This is a genomic window from Nostoc cf. commune SO-36, assembly GCF_023734775.1.
In the GTDB taxonomy this organism is placed as follows: Bacteria; Cyanobacteriota; Cyanobacteriia; order Cyanobacteriales; family Nostocaceae; genus Nostoc; species Nostoc commune_A.
The window spans coordinates 2,748,050-2,764,502 of record NZ_AP025732.1 but is presented as its reverse complement, the minus strand read 5'-3'; the positions used below and the strand labels follow the sequence as shown (position 1 = coordinate 2,764,502).

Sequence of the window (16,453 nt, the reverse complement as noted above, 5' to 3'; positions counted from 1 at the left end):
AGTGCCATTTAACACATCCTGATTTTTTACTCATAATTACTCCAGTATAAAACCTGTTCACAAGCAACTAAGTTAAAAACTTGCACAAATGGGTAACAGTGTATATCTAGAACATTGCTTTTCTTTAGTATCTATCTTTAGGTATAAAATAATAAATTAAAAAGCTGGTAGATTCACTAAAAACTAAAGAACGAGGCGTAGAGTAAATAACTTGTCAAATTCAGAGGTTAATCGTGTTTATCGACTACATCACCCTCATGTTAATCAACATGGTAGCTGGGTTATTTCTACTCGCTGACTATGTGTATCGTGGTATAGATAGTTCTAATCAGAGACAGTGGATTCCCGGCTTTGGAATTACGGGTGCGATCGCACTCACAACTGGTTTACACATGAGCTTCACCTGGCCAGTAATGAGTAGCTTTAACATTGCCTTCGGTGAGACAAGTGTCTTATTTGGAATCTTATTTGTTGCGGCTGCGATCGCACTTGCTCAAGGTTGGGATTTATTGACAATAGCAATTTACGGCTTCTTTGCTGGTGCAGTTGCGATCGTAGTAGGTATCCGCATCATCAACTTGAATATGACAAAGCAACCGCTTTTATCGGGAATCGGCTTTATTTTAACCGGCTTAGGTGGTATTTTTGCAGCGCCAACTCTCTATTGGAAAACTAACCGAACTTGGCGGCTAATCGGCGTAGCAGTCCTGATAGTAGCCGCTTTAATTTGGGCATTGACTGGATATTTGGCTTATTGGAATCATTTAGAGGGTTTTCAAAAGTGGGTTCCAGCGCCGATGCGGTAAGCAATGATCTAGGCTAAAGACGTAGTTAAAACTTTGCTTAATAAAATATGCTGGACTTTCTGAATCCCCTTTTAAATCGCCATCCAGAGCGAGTCAAAGCCAACGTAGAACTTTATACATGGCAAACTTGTCCTTACTGCATCCGTGCCAAAATGCTGCTGTGTGGAAAGGTGTAAATTTTACCGAATATAAAATCGACGGCGACGAAGCAGCCAGAGCTAAAATGGGAGAACGCGCTAACGGACGCCGCACTGTACCGCAAATTTTTATTATTAATAACCAGCACATTGGCGGCTGTGATGATCTTTATCAACTAGACACACAAAGTCAACTCGATCCCCTTTTAGCCCAAGCCGCAATTTAGAAATAAAATTAGTCCCCAACGGTTGACCAAAGAGGCAGGGGAGCAGGGAGCAGGAAGCAAGGGAGAAAAATACTGGAGTTACCTCTGCCACAAGGGTTTCAAGCCCCTAAATTTATTTATGCTCAATTTTAAACATTTATTTCGAGACGCGAAGCGCGAGAAATAATACATCCTTGTTCCAAGCCCCTAAATTTATTTATGGGATTCTGCCCCCCGCCCCCTGCCCCTTGTCCTCTTCATTGACTGGCTTAATTTAAAAATTTTGATTTGAATTGTTTAGCCGCAGGCTAAAAACCTGCGGGCTATATACATATTTCTTTTTTGTTGGAGAGACAAGACGCACACCCAAGAAAATGTATTGAATTTTAAAATTTTTATATTGATAAGTATATGCTGACTAAATATACAGAGTATATTATACATCAACAATGGATGAGTTGAGTGCGCTTGAATTAGCAAAATCAGCCGGTGATGCAGGTGAAATCCCTGTCGGTGCTGTTATCATTGATTCAACAGGCAAATTGCTGGCACAAAGAGAAAACAGAAAAGAGCGCGACAAAGACCCTACCGCTCATGCGGAAATTCTCGCTCTCAAGACAGCTGCAACAACTTTACAAAACTGGCATCTTAATGAATGCACCCTCTATGTTACTCTCGAACCTTGTCCAATGTGTGCAGGTGCTATATTGCAAGCGCGACTAAGACTAGTTGTATATGGAGTAGACGATACAAAAACTGGCGCAATTCGTACTGTTATTAACATACCCGATAGTGCTGCTTCTAATCACCGCTTACAAGTAATCGGAGGCATCCTGGAGTCAGCTTGTCGTCAGCAATTACAGACTTGGTTTGCCACTAGGCGGCGTAAAGTAAACTAACGGACAAAGGTAAAACTGTCCATCTACTACGACATAAATCACGCAAGAGAATCTACGGTGTAACTAATCAGGCTTTGTTAAATTTTTACCCGTCAATTTTTTACCTGTCAATCAGCTGCATCCGTCATGATGGAATTTTACTCTTCATCCGATACCTGCCAGCACACCCCAGCAAATTCTGAGGTGGCTGCCACTACCTCAAGGGTTTCTCCTTGGTTAAGCCCTCTGGCATATTTATTAGGGCGTCACTGCTTATTACCATTATTCTTTGGACAAATTAGAATAACCGGACAAAAAAATATCCCCACAACTGGGCCTGTGATCCTCGCGCCTACCCATAGGGCGCGTTGGGATGCTTTGCTAGTACCCTACGCTACCGCTAATTGTCTGAAAGAGCAAGACTTGCGGTTCATGGTGACTATTGACGAATGCCAAGGTTTGCAAAGGTTGGTTTGTCCGCCGTTTGGGGGGATTTCCGGTAAATTCTAAGCATCCCTCAATCCGCACGCTGCGACATGGAGTTGAGCTACTTCAGCAGGAAAAAACCCTGGTTATTTTTCCAGAAGGTAATATTTTTCGTGATGGGCAAGTTCATCAGTTGAAGCCAGGAATTGCTCGTCTTGCTTTGAGTGCTGAATCTAGTCATTCCGGGCTGGGAGTTAAAATCATACCCATAGGTATTAATTACAGCCAACCTTATCCCAATTGGGGTACAGATGTAAGTATTGAAATTGGCTCCCCAATCAAAGTCAGCGATTACATGAATAGCTGTATAAAACAAGATGCCAAAAGCATCAACAACTGATTTAGCAAAGGCACTGCAACAATTAAGCCATCAAGAAACAAAAGTTACTAATCACGCATTTGCAGAAATGACTAATTCTTGATCTGGCCGTCGCTACTATTATCTTGAACCCAAGCTATTGGTTGATGATAAATATTTTTACTATTTGATCAGATGGTTAAGTAAAAGTCTTTAGATACTCTGTAAACATGAGTGGTAAAAACAAAATTTTGGGCGTGGACTGGGGACATGGCGATATTTAATAGGACTTACGCAAAATATCTTTCAAACTCTGATTTCTCCGTGTCCTCTGCGCCTCTGTGGTTCGTTATTCCGTAACTCTCCGTAACTCGTGCGTAAGTCCTATTTAAAAGTAGTTTGGTGCGATGCCTAGGTTGGGCTACGCCTACGCAAATACTTCAAGCAGTGCTTTGGCAAAATTCTCCTGCTAAATATCCTAGTTAACCTGAAGATAATTATTGAGGAGAAAAGATTGGCAGTCAGATAGATGATGACGCACTCAACCGTAGGTATCAATGATCGCGGCGATATAAGTTAGTTGGTATACAGGGGTAAGGGGAACTCTATTAAACCGATTTTTAGTCTAAAATCAGAGATACTTAGGATGTAACTTTACTTTGTCCAAGACCAAAACAGAGTTAAGATACCCGAAGTTTCCATAACTCTCTTATATAGTTGTCGCACTAATTGATCCCATGAACACTGCTGCCGCTGTTAACCTTGATGCACCGTACCGTTTTATCAGTTATAGCAGTCCTCAGCTGCTATCACTGTGAATGCTCAGGTATCACAGTTACCAGGCACTACTAGCCCACAACCCATTGACCCCAATGATCCCAATAACCTGCGCCCCATAACCCAAAGTAACAGCCTTCTGAGCATTGATGGTGGCGATCGCCTCGTGAAAGATGCAGAACAAGCCGTTTCTGCTCAAAACTACCCCTTAGCTGCCAAGAAACTGCAAGAAGCACGTCAGGTTTATAATCAGCTATCTAATTTTTATCAAGAGTTAAATTCTAGCTTTTCGGGAATTGACAATAGAGTTTCTGATTCTCAGCGTCAAAAAGCTCTATTAACAGCCCAAAAGCGAGATGAAGCGACCTTTCAGCTAGCATTGGTACATCGGGCACAAAATCAGCCAGAATTAGCTGTACCATTGTTAATTCAAATAATTAAGAGTCAAAACCCGACGCGAGATTTAGGCAAGAAAGCCTATAAACAGTTATTTGAGTTGGGTTTTGTAGATTCTCCCTATCTAGAGAAGGTGGTAGTTCATCTTCCTCATCCCCAAAAAAATAAATTAAATTTTTGTTGCTTTTTTTCCCTATCTCCCCCATCTCCCTAACCAGTCGCCTGGAAACTCCCCAGTGCTAGGATAGAGTTATCCCCTGTAGCCAAAACCTGAGCGTTCTCAAAAAGACACCTCAGAGGCACGTTTATCTACAGCCTTGCCAAAACCTGAAGTTGGCACAGGCATTTGCTCTATATCTGTTAATAATAGAAAAGTAAGTTTTTCAGGAATTGCGATGATTAGTCCGCAGCAAGTTGAGGAAATGATCAAGGCGGAACTGCCAGACGCACAGATTCAGGTGCAAGACTTGACTGGTGGCGGCGATCACTATCAGGTGACAGTAGTTTCATCGCACTTTGCAGGTAAAGGACTAGTGCAACAGCACCAGTTAGTTTATGGTGCGTTGGGTCAAGCTATGTCAACTGAAGCGATTCATGCCTTGGCGGTGAAAACATACACTCCCGAAGCTTGGCAAGGAACAGCAGCTTCGTAAATAAGAGTTAGGAGTTATGAATTTTGACTCCTCACTCCTCACTGTTGAATCCAACATAGGAAACACAAATACCATGACACCAGAACTCAAAGACAAAATTGATAGCTTGCTACAAGAGAACAAGATTTTAGTTTTCATGAAGGGAAACAAGTTAATGCCCCAATGCGGTTTCTCCAACAACGTTGTGCAGATTCTCAATACCTTGGGAGTTCCTTTTGAGACGGTTGACGTTCTCTCAGACCCGGAAATCCGTCAAGGTATTAAAGAATACTCTAGCTGGCCGACAATTCCCCAAGTGTATATCAATGGTGAATTCCTTGGCGGTTCTGACATTTTAATTGAACTGTACCAAAAAGGTGAATTGCAGGAAAAGGTAGAAGTAGCATTAGCTTCTTAATCTCTGTTTACCCTAACTAAGGGTATACTGCTGAATTTGCGCTTCGTAATCAAGGCAATATGCCGTTTTTAATATCCTTGAAAGGAGAGACACTATTTCTCTATCCTTTCAAGGGTTTTTTAATAAATTTCTAACAAAAATACTCTATGTTAGGCTTGATTTTCTACCTAGCCAACAATCCCTCAGTCGGATTGGCAAGACCAATATGGGGCTGAGGGGATGCGTTTAATCAATACAATATCTCCATCTCCAAAATTTCACACCACGGAAACCCGTTGACCAATACAGATAATATGCTATAATCATCTGCGGTAATTCACGGTTACTATCAATGACCAGGTAAATGCTAGTTAGTAGTAATCGGGTTGCGGCTGTGGTTGCGGCACTGCAAAATTTGATCCATCGTACAAGTAGCGGCTGGCTTCCTCTTCTAAGCGATGAATCAAAATAGGTTCAAGAATGTTGCCATGTCTTAGTGCGGCTAGATATCCATCCAAATACATCCGCATATCATCCGTGCGATAACCGCGATTCCATAACTCGACGAAGGCGTCGGTGAGTCTTTGGTAATAGCGGATGGTTTGTGTGTCTTGGAGCATAACTGCTGTATTAATCTCTTTGGAATGAGAATTGTAAATGATTCACGCTCAAAAGTGAACTGTAATTTCACTTTCACATTAACTCAAAGTCAACACATCTACTTTGGGTAGTACCCTCATAGCAACTACATGATAGTTTAATCCTATTCCAGAAAACATCGATTCTAGTTAGCTGCTGGGTTATTTTTCTAATTTTCACGCTCAACAGCCCAATTGTATTGATGTTATGTATCTGGATGGGGCACTAATTTTGGTGGAAAAAATTCCCTTTCACCATCAGGTTGAAAAGCTGCTGTAGTCGTGGTTAGCTGGTTGGGTTACAGATATTTGCCACATTACACCCATCTAAAGCAAAATGTTAAGCTAAAAGAACTTTTGATAAGTCTAACAACTCTTACGAGAAATTTAATAAAAATTTAATAATATTTCTAATCGCTTATTGGCAAGGCATAAATTAAAGATACTGCGACTCTTTTTATTAGGAAATGTAAAGTTGATTGGAGTTGAAGTAACAAAGGCTACAAAACCTTAGAGATAGGCTTGTTACTTTGAAAGTCATCGACGCTAAGGGGTCTTGCCACCGTGGGTTCGGTTTGTATAGAAATCATTGAGGGGAATCCCCATCTGAGGTCGTTGTTGGGTTGGCACTTGCAACAACTGGAATACCGTGTGCATCAAGCTGCCAGTATTTATCAAGCAAGGGAAGTATTTTTAAGTCATCAACCAACACTGGTTATTTTAGATGCAGACCTGCCTGATGGTGATGGCATTGAGTTTTGTCGTTGGTTGCATCGTCAGCAGCAGCCTCTAATCTTAATGCTATCTGCTCGTAATAGTGAAGCTGATATTGTTGCAGGTTAAAGGCGGGCGCAGATGATTATCTGAGCAAACCCTTTGGAATGCAAGAGTTTTTGGCACGGGTAGAGGCACTGATTCGCCGGAAGCGCACACCTACTGCACCAGCTTATTTGGATTATGGCACTTTGCAAATCGATTTAGTTCAGCGCCGCGTCCGTTTCCAAGGGGAGTTTATCGACTTAACGCCCCAGGAATTCAGTTTGCTGTACGTTTTAGCACAAGCTGGAGGAGTGCCTCTGAGTAGGTCGGAATTGCTGCGTCGCGCTTGGCCTGACGCTATCGATAACCCTCGTACCATTGATACTCATGTTTTATCGCTGCGGAAAAAGGTTGAACTTGATCCTCGGCAACCCAATTTGATTCAAACTATCCGCAATGTTGGATACCGTTTTAACATGGAAATTTTGAATACCAATATTTCACAGTCACAAACAACAAAGCTAGCTAGAGAGAGATTTAATAATCAACGTTCAACGCTTAGTAGTGTGTGAATGGGGCATGAGGCATGGGGGACTAAGAAAACGACTCTTGATTCCTTTCTCCTGACTCATGCAAAATTTAAAATCCAAAATCGTTTTGAGCTTCTGCTTGAATCAGGGTTTTTCGTAATTCAAACCAGTCTATCTCCGAGACTTTTTGATTTGCGAATAAATGACCTTGTAGATGTAATAACCGAGTGCAAAACATCTGGGCTAATTCCAGTTGGTGATTTACCATCAAAATTGTAGTTTGATGAGTTTGACTCAACTGGGTTAAGACTTGCATTAGATGAGAAGCAGTACCAGCATCTAGGGCAGAGGTTGGCTCGTCTAATAATAATATTTTAGGCTGGATGACTAAGGCACGAGCGATCGCTACTAGTTGTCGTTGTCCAGCAGAAAGTTGTACCTCTGTTCGCCCCAACCATTCACTGGGAATTTGTAGTTGGTCTGTCCAGTGATTGACTCGTTGTTGAATTGTCTCTTTAGGCAAACCACGCAAAACTAAAGGATAAGCCAAGGCTTGCCCAACTGTCATCCCTAACAGCTTTGACTCTTGCAATACAAGTACAAGCATCTGGCGTAGCTGGATGACAGGAATTTGGTGATATTCTTGATTTTCTAGATATATTTTGCCATTGCTGGGTTCAATTAGGCGGTTGAGAAGGCGTAATAACGAAGTTTTCCCTGCGCCTACTGGCCCGACAATAGCAATGCGATCGCTCTGGAATATCTCTAAGGAAATATCCTGCAATATGGGATATCCTTGCTGATTGCCGGGAAGTTGGGTTTTCAGCTTTGTAAACAGATTAACTTGCTCTAGCCTGAGTATGGCTTTTGCTGTATTCAAGGGGAGTGGGGAGTGGGGAGTAGGGAGATAGGGAAGCAGAGGAAGCAGGGGAAGAAGAACTATTGATTGATTCTTGAGCCATGCCCAATGCTCCATGCCCAATGCCCTATGCCAATTTTAAGTTAATTGTGCAGTAGTTAAGGCTGTAGCGATCGCCCAGCCATCGACCAATAGTAACAGCAGTGTGAATACTAATAAAATCAGGTACATCCAGGGCTGTGCTAATGGGCGAACATCTGTGGTATCAATGCCCGTCTTTGCTTCGACAATTTGCACGAAACGAGCAAATCCAACTACACGCATCGGTAGTAAATAAGCTTTCCCATCCTGGCTGAGGAAATAATAAACTAGCCCTCCTTGTCCAGTGGTGCGGGGTTTTAACTCTTTGACTTTTGACCAAGGTAAAAACCAACCTTTACGAAAAAAGCGAGGCACCCAGGCGGGGTAAGTAACCTGAATTCCCTCGTCATCTACAATTACTTGTTCAGTTAATACCGCATACAAGGCAACTAAGCCAATGCTAATTCCCATCCACAATAATTCTGGGGGTACGGGTGCAGCTGTTACCTGCGATAAAAAGGGTAATGGAACTGTGAGTGCGATGTATAAACTCAGCAGCGTTATGCGAATCAAAGGAGATAGACGAAAAACAGAAGCTGAGATATTGGCTGAGTTTGCTGTCACGGCTCGATTACAATGTTTTTCTTCATTGTAGGGTAGGCTATGTCTCTGGTAGCTGGCGTGTGGTAGTTCACGGTAAATACTTTTGCACTACAATCCAACCAGTAAAGGATACCCAGGCAAATCCTATAAACAAAATAATATTTACACCGATGTGTAAGGGTCTAGCCCAAGGTCGTCTAACACTAATTTGGGTGGCACTAAAAGCAGACAGTAAAACTAGTGCTACCACTATTAATCCAGCGATTAGGTGTGACGAGTGACCTAAAGAACCAAAGTGCCCTAAAGTGCCAACAATGCCGATCGCCAGCAATAGTAGCACCAAACTTACCATGCTGATGCCCATTATATAGTGGAGCGATCGCACCCCTTTATTTCCGCCCATAAATGGAGTGGTAAAAGGAGATTGCTGCGAAGTTCTCGCCCGAAACATCCAAACGCCGGTGATTGCTAACATCAAATATGCCAGCAGGGATAACCCCATCGACCAAGCCGCTATTTTCCACAACCAAAGAAATGAAGGCAGATTCATAAGATTGATTGTAAACGAGATGGGGAATATGAGGAGGGCAAGGAGAATAAGCAATGCCCAAATAATAAACAAAAAAGGCTGCTGAATTAGCAACCCTTAAAATTTAGTAAAATTTTTTTAATCAACCGATGCCAAACCCAGGATTTGCAAGGGTTTTGTAGTATCTCCGATTTTTGTATTAATTTGCTGCACCATTAGTTTGGTATTAAAAGGGTCTTTTTCATCTGACGAGTCTGTATCAAACTCATTAGTACTGGGTTCTTCGAGCATCAGGCGATCGCACGGAATCTTATCAGATAAAATTGCACTTGCCATCATCCCTGTATGAATCTCCAGTTGACCTTTTCGCGGAGCTTCAAACACTAAACGTTGTCCAGGGAAAACAACCCTTTCAAAGTACCAGTTGGAAATATTGGAGATGCGAGCTACCTGTATTTTGCTCGTGGCATTAATGTAGCAGCAGAGAATTTTTCCCGATTGCTCAGGTGGTAGAGGATCTAATATTTGAGCCATAACTGCTGAGGAGCTTTACGCCACAATTTTACATTACACCAGCCAAGCCTAGCACCCACTGATCCCCAGTTGCTGTAACTGCGAATACCAACTGAGTATTTGTAGGTTATTTTTGTCTTAAGATATATTTTTAGTTATGAAAATTTTGTAACTATTTATGCCATTTTCGGAATTATACACCACAAATAAATTTTTTTGAGATTTTTTTCCTTGTATCAAATCTTTAATTCTCTTAAGGCAGATAAGACGACGATCCCCTTGCTTTTCACATAGAGAGGAAGTGAGTTTTTTATTTTATCTATCTCAGGATTAATCAGATGGGATCATCGCTTAATGAATAAAGTCAATGTTATGGTAAAGCTATATGAAAAATATCTTCATAAAGCCTATCTATAGATTTTATGTATGTTTTATGCCTAGCAATTTTAGCGTTTCCCGCAATTGCTAACTTTATTTTCTTCTCTATCAGCAATCGACTGCGATGTCAAGCACGATTGTGATAAATAAAACCAAATAAAACAAGCACACACTTTAAAACTGGATGTTTTTCTCGCTTTCTCCAAAGATTGGCAAGATGGAAGTCAAAACACAGATGATGGAAAATCGAATTCTTTACGTTCGCCTTCCTTGTAACCCCATCTTTCCTATTGGGGTTGTCTACCTGAGCGATCATGTCCACAAGCAGTTTCCTAATATTGAACAGCGCATCTTTGATTTGGGAACAGTGCCACCTTTAGACTACAGTTCGGCTCTAGATCGCTCTATTGATGAATTTAAACCGACACTACTAGTATTTTCTTGGCGGGATATTCAAATTTATGCTCCAGTTGGTGGCCGTGGTGGCAACCCACTGCAAAACGCCTTTGAATTTTACTACGCCAAAAATCCTCTATTGAAACTACGCGGCGGATTGGGCGGTTTGCGAATCTTCATTGCTTACTATGTAGAGTTGTGGCGGAACCAAAGCTTAATCAAACGGGGCTTAAAACGTGCCCAAAAATATCATTCTGATGCTCGTGTAGTTGTAGGTGGTGGTGCAGTCAGCGTATTTTACGAACAATTGGGTAAAAGCTTACCCCAAGGGACAATTATTTCTGTGGGTGAAGGCGAAACCCTGCTAGAAAAACTTTTAAGTGGCAGAGATTTTCGAGATGAACGCTGTTATGTTGCAGGAGAAGCTCAACCACGGAAACGGCTGATTCACGAACAACCCACCCCAATAGAAAAAACAGCTTGTAACTACGACTATATCGAAAGCATCTGGCCGGAATTTAACTTTTACCTGCAAGAAGAAGACTTTTATATAGGTGTACAAACGAAGCGTGGTTGTCCTCACAATTGTTGTTATTGCGTCTATACCGTCGTCGAAGGTAAACAAGTACGCATCAACCCAGCAGATGAAGTAGTTGCTGAGATGCGCCAATTATACGATCGCGGCATTCGCAATTTCTGGTTTACTGATGCCCAATTTATCCCCGCGAAAAAATTTATCGCCGATGCCATAGAACTCTTGCAAAAAATCGTCGATTCTGGTATGAGAGACATCCACTGGGCAGCATATATCAGAGCCGACAATTTGACACCCGAATTGTGCGACTTAATGGCGAAAACCGGGATGAACTACTTTGAAATCGGCATTACCAGTGGTTCTCAAGAACTTGTGCGGAAAATGCGGATGGGGTATAACCTGCGAAACGTCTTGCAAAACTGCCGTGACTTAAAAGCCGCTGGTTTCAACGACTTAGTTTCCGTCAACTACTCCTTTAACGTCATTGACGAACGTCCCGAAACCATCCGCCAAACCATTGCTTACCACCGCGAACTAGAACGGATTTTTGGTGCTGATAAAGTCGAACCTGCCATCTTTTTTATTGGGCTACAACCCCATACCCATTTAGAAGAATACGCTTTCAAAGAAGGTATCCTCAAACCAGGGTATGATCCAATGAGTTTGATGCCGTGGACAGCCAAAAAACTCCTGTGGAATCCTGAACCCCTTGGTTCATTCTTCGGTGAAGTTTGTTTGCAAGCTTGGCAACAAAATCCCAACGATTTCGGACGCGAAGTCATGAAAATCTTAGAAGAAAAGCTGGGTTGTGCTGACTTAGAAGAAGCACTTACAGCACCATTAGAGACGAAAGAAAAACAGTTAGCAGGTGTATCCTAGAAACACTAAGATATGGAGATATTTAGAATTCTGAATGTCTCCCTCTCTCTTACTCAGTGCCTCTGCGGTTATTTTTACCAAATCCCATGTTAGAAGGTTCAATCCTACAACGGTTAGAAACAGCCCATCGCCACACAACCAGGCCAATTCGATTCGGTGTTTACTACAAAAATACCCTAGTTGCCTTGTGCCATGCCCTCGAAGACCATATCTTAACAGATGACGGTACACCCTTAGTCATCACAGCCTTTCAACAAGGTAAATGGTATCTACAAGAAGCTGGGCGATATGCAGACATTGCCCAGCGCAGCCGCGAAATTGCTATTATGGCTGCCTCTGAATCTGGCTTTGCTGAACATCCCACAAGCCTTTTACCCAATGTAGACTTAGTGGCGTTAGATTCAGTCGATCCAGTAGCGCAAGAGTGGCACTTAATTATTCTATCGCCCAAATACACAGCAATGGTAATTTGTCAAGAGTTATCAGAGGCTGATTATGGTAGCGTTGGAGTGCCGACATCAGACTTAGAGCGAAAATTCTATGGCTTGTGGACATTTGAACCAGAGTTAGTTCAAGAGACAGCAGAAATAGCGATCGCTCACATTAAAAAATACAACCCAGAACTGGCGAAAAAACTCACAGCCGATAAAGAACAAATTGTACCGTCAATGGACAGATCCCAAAATTTAGGTGCAGTTGTCTCCCGTGTAGTAGATTACCTCCAGACTGGGCAAGATAATTTATCTATCCCAACAGCGTCTCACCAGCAAACCCTAGATCGCAACTTGGTTTCCAACGAAATCCAAGCCTTTTTGCGAATGGCGCAACTGATGGATATGGCAGATGTCAACAATCCAATGGCAGCTGCGGAAGTAGTAGCACTTGCTGAAGCGATCGGACAGCTTTTGGATCTTCCCGCATGGCAAATTAAAAGATTGCGACTGGCGGCTTTGTTGCATCGCATAGATCCGTTACAGAAAGCAGAAAGTGTTCTCACAGGCGGTATATCCACACGCTACCAAGAAGATGCCCCCAGTTCTCCTTTAACTTGTCCTTTAGTACCAGGGGCGCAAGTATTGCGAACCATGCCACGACTGCGAGCAGTTGCCCAAATTATCACTCACCAAACCGAGTGGTGGAATGGCACAGGGGAACCAGCAGGTTTAGCTGGAGATGAAATTCCCTTAGAGTCGAGGATTTTGGCATTATTAGCAGATTTTCAGTGGCGAGTCAATGAGCGAAAATCGTCAAATCAAAGCCGGGAACAGATATTTACTCAAGCTTTAGATGAGTGCAGACAGCAACAATCTACGCGCTTTGACCCTAAACTTGTAGATACCCTAACTTTATTAGTTATGGGTTTACAACAGGGACTCGACTTACCCATTATGACACCCAAAGTCAGCGCCGGTATCTGGATACTTGATTCCCAATGGGATAGCCACAGCAAGATAAGTGAAGAGATTGGTAGTTACTTTACATGAATATTGAAGCAATTAGATTAGGAAAACTCAAACAACTTCCAGGGGCAAATTTAGAAGACGAGGAACTCTCTCGACTGGATTTAAGCCGGATTAATCTTGCTGGCGCTATCCTTGTTGGTAGTAATTTTGCTGGTTCTAAACTCGAAGGTGGGCATTTGGAGGGGGCAAATTTAATGGGGGCAAACCTCCAAGAAACTGACTTGCGGGCGAACTTGATGGGAGCAAACCTGATGCAAGCAGATTTAACAGGCGCTGACTTGCGGGGTAGCAATTTGCGTGGTGCTAACTTGATGGGAGCCAGACTCAGTGATGTGTCATTGGTGGGTGCTTTCTTAAGTGGAGCCAATTTGATGAATGTGAACTTGCAAGGTGTAGACTTACGCGGTGCTGACTTGCGCGGTGCAAACCTGACAGGGGCAAATCTCAAAGGTGCAGACTTGAGCCGCGCCGATTTGCAGGGTGCTTTGTTGAGTGAAGCAAACCTTGAAGAAGCTGACTTGCGGGGGGCAAATTTGGCAGGGGCGAATTTGACGGGAGCGAATTTACTCTGTGCAGAGTTAGAAGGTACAAATTTGAGCGGCGTTAATTTGAATAAAGCGTGTGTGGTGGGGACAGTTGTGGAGGCTGCGTTTTGAATAGGGGTTCATGAACAGTTAATTTATACAAATTACGATGAATAATGTATTGACAATGTGCTTTTAAAGTGGAACATTGTTAGCACATAATAACTACTGCTAATCACTGTTGACTTTGGCGATCGCACAATTTAAATAAGTATTAATGAGATGAAACGCAAATGAAGCGAGTAGTAAAACTTTGCCCGCATCAGTTTTGGAGTGAAGCTAATCCAGAAATCATTATTGAATGGAACAAATCGACTCGAAAGCCTAACTCTAATGAACGTTGCTGGAGCGTCAGTATCGACACTCCAAATTACAGCTATTACAGCCGATACATGGATTTAACCGCCAGGAAAAATTTATGGTTCACTAAGGATTTGTGTAAAAATAACCTGAACAATTTTTATGTGAAAGCTAGATACGCCAGGCTATTTCAAATAAATTTGTACAACTTATTTTTACATGATGCCTAAGTGGGAACTAGAGGAGTTTATCTCTGACAACTTAAGTAACGAAAAGATAGTCAATTAGGCTGAAGAAGACGGAGAGAGACGCTTTTAGCTGCAATCGATATAGCCCGTAGTGAAGAATGGGCTAGCTTTCTATGGGAGGATATTTGATGCTGCGTGTCGTAGCCACTTTTTCATCACCAAACCCTCTGAATGTCATAGGCATCAAAAGCCGAATCACGACTAATCAAAACAAGGGAATGATTCATCGCCTGTGCCACCAGAATACGATCAAACGGATCTCGATGATGCAGTGGTAAATAACGGAATTGAACAGTATCGGTAAAGGTAATAGGGAGAATCGTTATACCCGCAGCAATTAGTTTAGAGAACTCCACAAAAAAAATGATCCAATAGCTATGTGGGTTTAGCAAAAATTTCTACAAACCATTTTCTGAGATTGGGGAGGCGGTGAATCTGTGTTTCAATTTCTGCCATAGCGGAGGTAGTAAGTTTAACTCCTGTAGAATAAACTGTTTCTACCAATGTGACCACCGGATTTTTACCCTTAAATGTGAGAGTTTGGGCGAAATTCAGTACAGTCTCAACAGTGTCAAGTAAACTACCATTCCAATGCTGTTCTAACCAGCCAAAACAACGTTCTATCGGGTTATATTTGCTATGATAAGGCGGATAATAAGCAAGTTGTAACGTCAGTTGAGATGATGTACCAAAATCTACAATCCGCTTCATAAATTGAGTGCGGCGAGAATTATTTTCAGGTCCATTATCCTGATTAATCACCAGTTTTTGAATATGAGCAAATCTGTGTTTGACAGTTTGCCACCAGCTTTCAAGCAAATCAACAATACAATCAGCGGTTAATTTGGAAGAAACAAAGAATAAAAATAACTCGTTGTATTCAGGTATAAAAATGCCGTAGGGAATCAGAGTTATCTCCGTCGGGAAGTCGTGGTCTACTGAGATGGTTGGCATTCGATTTTTACCCCCACGGTCAAATTCTCCAATCTTAACTGCTACCTTAGCATCAATGGAAATTCGCAGAGTATGAGGGTCATTGTCAGCTTCACTATTAATTTGTTCAACTTGTTCAAAAATCGCTTCTGTTTCGGGAATTTTCTTGATAGGCTTGGTTTTCAGAACTCTTTTTAAGGTATAGCCTAAATCATTCAATTTTCGTCGAATTGTTTCTGATGAAGGTAGTTCTTCCTCTGTGTAACCAAATTGTTCAATTAGTTGACGACGGACTTCGCTTGCCGTCATGCGTGTATACAAACGTATACTTTTAAAACTGGGGTCAGTTTGACTTTGTGGGTCTACTAACGATTTTATATCCCTCAACAAGTTTGATAATTTTGCTTCAGCCCGCTTGCGTCCACTACGCCTGAAACCATCAATAAAAGGCTGACCACTCTCTAACTCCTGCATCCCTTTACGGATAGTGCGCCTATTCCATCCCAACTCCCTTTCCGCCACAGTTTGTCCACCTATTCCCAAACCTTTGACTACTTCTGCCATGAATTGTCTTCGGTCACTTCCCTTGAGTTTTTTCGCTGTTTTGATGTACAGAGATTTTAGGTGCGCGGTGAGTTGAATGATAGATTTTGGATACATGAGCTAGACTGCACACTGAATTTATCTTTCTCTTATCATAGGATCAATTATTCTGTGGAGTTCTCTTAGGTTCAATCTCTTCAAAAGCACCCTGTAGGGATAGTTTTCCAATGTTGAGTTTAATCGCCATTTCCCACAGACTTGCAATACTAAAGAAAACAGCCTCAGCAGATTCAATTTTTTCTCTAGTTAACACTGGCAGGGTGGCATCATTAGAGACAAACCAGATAAAAGCATGAGTATCCAATAGTAATCTATTCATTCCATATATTCTTTCATATCTTGAAGCGGCTCATCAAAGTCATTAGGCAATGGCAGAACAAACATTCCTTTCATCGTTCCAGCAACGCGACGCTTGTTTGTCTGCTTTTCTTCGGTAGAGTTTTGAGCGTGCTTCTCTATTAAAAACTCAATGTAATGAAGCACTTCTGTCTGAAGAGACTCAGGGAGTTCTTCTAATTTTTCTAAAATGACTGGCTGTATCATTGTTTTTCTCCTTGGCAATTTTTATGAAAAACATCACAGATGGTGTGGTGAAGGAATTATCTTAGT

Annotated in this window: 17 protein-coding genes and 4 pseudogenes; 12 read left to right on the top strand and 9 right to left on the bottom strand. The window is 42.0% G+C overall.

The window, feature by feature from the left end; all coding sequences use genetic code 11:
* Positions 1 to 233: 233 nt before the first annotated feature.
* The 7 genes and pseudogenes from ANSO36C_RS12115 (at position 234) to grxD (ending at position 5,034) form a co-directional block, all read left to right on the top strand.
* The gene (locus ANSO36C_RS12115; RefSeq protein WP_251959731.1) at positions 234 to 806 is read left to right on the top strand and encodes a DUF981 family protein; all 573 of its coding nucleotides are present in this window, start codon (positions 234 to 236) and stop codon (positions 804 to 806) included.
* A gap of 47 nt (positions 807 to 853) precedes the next feature.
* Positions 854 to 1,170, top strand: a pseudogene (gene grxC / locus ANSO36C_RS12110) (glutaredoxin 3).
* Positions 1,171 to 1,598: 428 nt separating this feature from the next.
* Positions 1,599 to 2,048 carry a nucleoside deaminase gene (locus tag ANSO36C_RS12105; RefSeq protein ID WP_251959730.1) on the top strand — a complete coding sequence of 150 codons (450 nt, stop codon included), beginning with the start codon at positions 1,599 to 1,601 and terminating at the stop codon, positions 2,046 to 2,048.
* A 126-nt stretch (positions 2,049 to 2,174) separates the two neighbouring features.
* Positions 2,175 to 2,935, top strand: a pseudogene (locus ANSO36C_RS12100) (lysophospholipid acyltransferase family protein).
* A 641-nt stretch (positions 2,936 to 3,576) separates the two neighbouring features.
* Positions 3,577 to 4,152, top strand: a pseudogene (locus tag ANSO36C_RS12095) (hypothetical protein).
* Between the two features lie 227 nt (positions 4,153 to 4,379).
* Positions 4,380 to 4,637, top strand: coding sequence for a BolA family protein (locus ANSO36C_RS12090; protein ID WP_251960317.1), 258 nt, complete (start codon positions 4,380 to 4,382; stop codon positions 4,635 to 4,637).
* 73 nt (positions 4,638 to 4,710) lie between these two features.
* Positions 4,711 to 5,034, top strand: a complete 324-nt coding sequence (gene grxD / locus ANSO36C_RS12085; protein WP_094349509.1) for a Grx4 family monothiol glutaredoxin — start codon at positions 4,711 to 4,713, stop codon at positions 5,032 to 5,034.
* A gap of 350 nt (positions 5,035 to 5,384) precedes the next feature.
* Here the strand turns inward: grxD and ANSO36C_RS12080 are convergent, their stop codons facing one another.
* Positions 5,385 to 5,633 (bottom strand): DUF6761 family protein, encoded by a 249-nt coding sequence (locus ANSO36C_RS12080; protein WP_190938947.1) that lies wholly within the window; start codon positions 5,631 to 5,633, stop codon positions 5,385 to 5,387.
* Positions 5,634 to 6,215: 582 nt separating this feature from the next.
* Between ANSO36C_RS12080 and ANSO36C_RS12075 the strand changes: the two are divergent.
* A pseudogene (locus tag ANSO36C_RS12075) lies at positions 6,216 to 6,982 on the top strand (response regulator transcription factor).
* A 67-nt stretch (positions 6,983 to 7,049) separates the two neighbouring features.
* Here ANSO36C_RS12075 and ANSO36C_RS12070 read toward each other — a convergent pair.
* From ANSO36C_RS12070 to ANSO36C_RS12055, 4 genes are all read right to left on the bottom strand, one after another.
* Positions 7,050 to 7,916, bottom strand: coding sequence for an ABC transporter ATP-binding protein (locus ANSO36C_RS12070; RefSeq protein WP_251959729.1), 867 nt, complete (start codon positions 7,914 to 7,916; stop codon positions 7,050 to 7,052).
* A gap of 21 nt (positions 7,917 to 7,937) precedes the next feature.
* Positions 7,938 to 8,504 carry a hypothetical protein gene (locus ANSO36C_RS12065; protein ID WP_251959728.1) on the bottom strand — a complete coding sequence of 189 codons (567 nt, stop codon included), beginning with the start codon at positions 8,502 to 8,504 and terminating at the stop codon, positions 7,938 to 7,940.
* A gap of 67 nt (positions 8,505 to 8,571) precedes the next feature.
* Positions 8,572 to 9,033 carry a DUF4079 domain-containing protein gene (locus ANSO36C_RS12060; RefSeq protein WP_251959727.1) on the bottom strand — a complete coding sequence of 154 codons (462 nt, stop codon included), beginning with the start codon at positions 9,031 to 9,033 and terminating at the stop codon, positions 8,572 to 8,574.
* Between the two features lie 117 nt (positions 9,034 to 9,150).
* Entirely contained in the window at positions 9,151 to 9,546 is a 396-nt protein-coding gene (locus tag ANSO36C_RS12055; RefSeq protein WP_251959726.1) for a DUF1830 domain-containing protein, read from the bottom strand.
* 574 nt (positions 9,547 to 10,120) lie between these two features.
* Between ANSO36C_RS12055 and ANSO36C_RS12050 the strand changes: the two genes are divergently transcribed.
* From ANSO36C_RS12050 to ANSO36C_RS12035, 4 genes are all read left to right on the top strand, one after another.
* Positions 10,121 to 11,713 carry a photosystem II high light acclimation radical SAM protein gene (locus ANSO36C_RS12050; protein ID WP_251959725.1) on the top strand — a complete coding sequence of 531 codons (1,593 nt, stop codon included), beginning with the start codon at positions 10,121 to 10,123 and terminating at the stop codon, positions 11,711 to 11,713.
* Positions 11,714 to 11,799: 86 nt separating this feature from the next.
* Positions 11,800 to 13,197 carry a DICT sensory domain-containing protein gene (locus ANSO36C_RS12045; protein WP_251959724.1) on the top strand — a complete coding sequence of 466 codons (1,398 nt, stop codon included), beginning with the start codon at positions 11,800 to 11,802 and terminating at the stop codon, positions 13,195 to 13,197.
* Positions 13,194 to 13,832, top strand: coding sequence for a pentapeptide repeat-containing protein (locus tag ANSO36C_RS12040; protein ID WP_251959723.1), 639 nt, complete (start codon positions 13,194 to 13,196; stop codon positions 13,830 to 13,832). The genes ANSO36C_RS12045 and ANSO36C_RS12040 overlap by 4 nt, the downstream gene beginning before the upstream one ends.
* 161 nt (positions 13,833 to 13,993) lie before the next feature.
* Positions 13,994 to 14,290: a hypothetical protein gene (locus ANSO36C_RS12035; RefSeq protein WP_251959722.1), complete on the top strand. Its 297-nt coding sequence runs from the start codon at positions 13,994 to 13,996 to the stop codon at positions 14,288 to 14,290.
* A gap of 173 nt (positions 14,291 to 14,463) precedes the next feature.
* Here the strand turns inward: ANSO36C_RS12035 and ANSO36C_RS12030 are convergent, their stop codons facing one another.
* The 4 genes from ANSO36C_RS12030 to vapB form a co-directional block, all read right to left on the bottom strand.
* On the bottom strand, positions 14,464 to 14,700 hold the full coding sequence (locus tag ANSO36C_RS12030; protein WP_251959721.1) for a type II toxin-antitoxin system VapC family toxin: 237 nt from the start codon (positions 14,698 to 14,700) through the stop codon (positions 14,464 to 14,466).
* Positions 14,684 to 15,883 carry an ISAzo13 family transposase gene (locus tag ANSO36C_RS12025; RefSeq protein WP_251960248.1) on the bottom strand — a complete coding sequence of 400 codons (1,200 nt, stop codon included), beginning with the start codon at positions 15,881 to 15,883 and terminating at the stop codon, positions 14,684 to 14,686. Before ANSO36C_RS12025 ends, ANSO36C_RS12030 begins: the two co-directional genes overlap by 17 nt.
* A gap of 61 nt (positions 15,884 to 15,944) precedes the next feature.
* A complete protein-coding gene (locus tag ANSO36C_RS12020; RefSeq protein ID WP_251959720.1) occupies positions 15,945 to 16,163 on the bottom strand; it encodes a PIN domain-containing protein in 219 nt (72 codons plus the stop codon).
* A complete protein-coding gene (vapB, locus tag ANSO36C_RS12015) occupies positions 16,160 to 16,387 on the bottom strand; it encodes a type II toxin-antitoxin system VapB family antitoxin (protein WP_251959719.1) in 228 nt (75 codons plus the stop codon). Before vapB ends, ANSO36C_RS12020 begins: the two co-directional genes overlap by 4 nt.
* Positions 16,388 to 16,453: the final 66 nt, after the last annotated feature.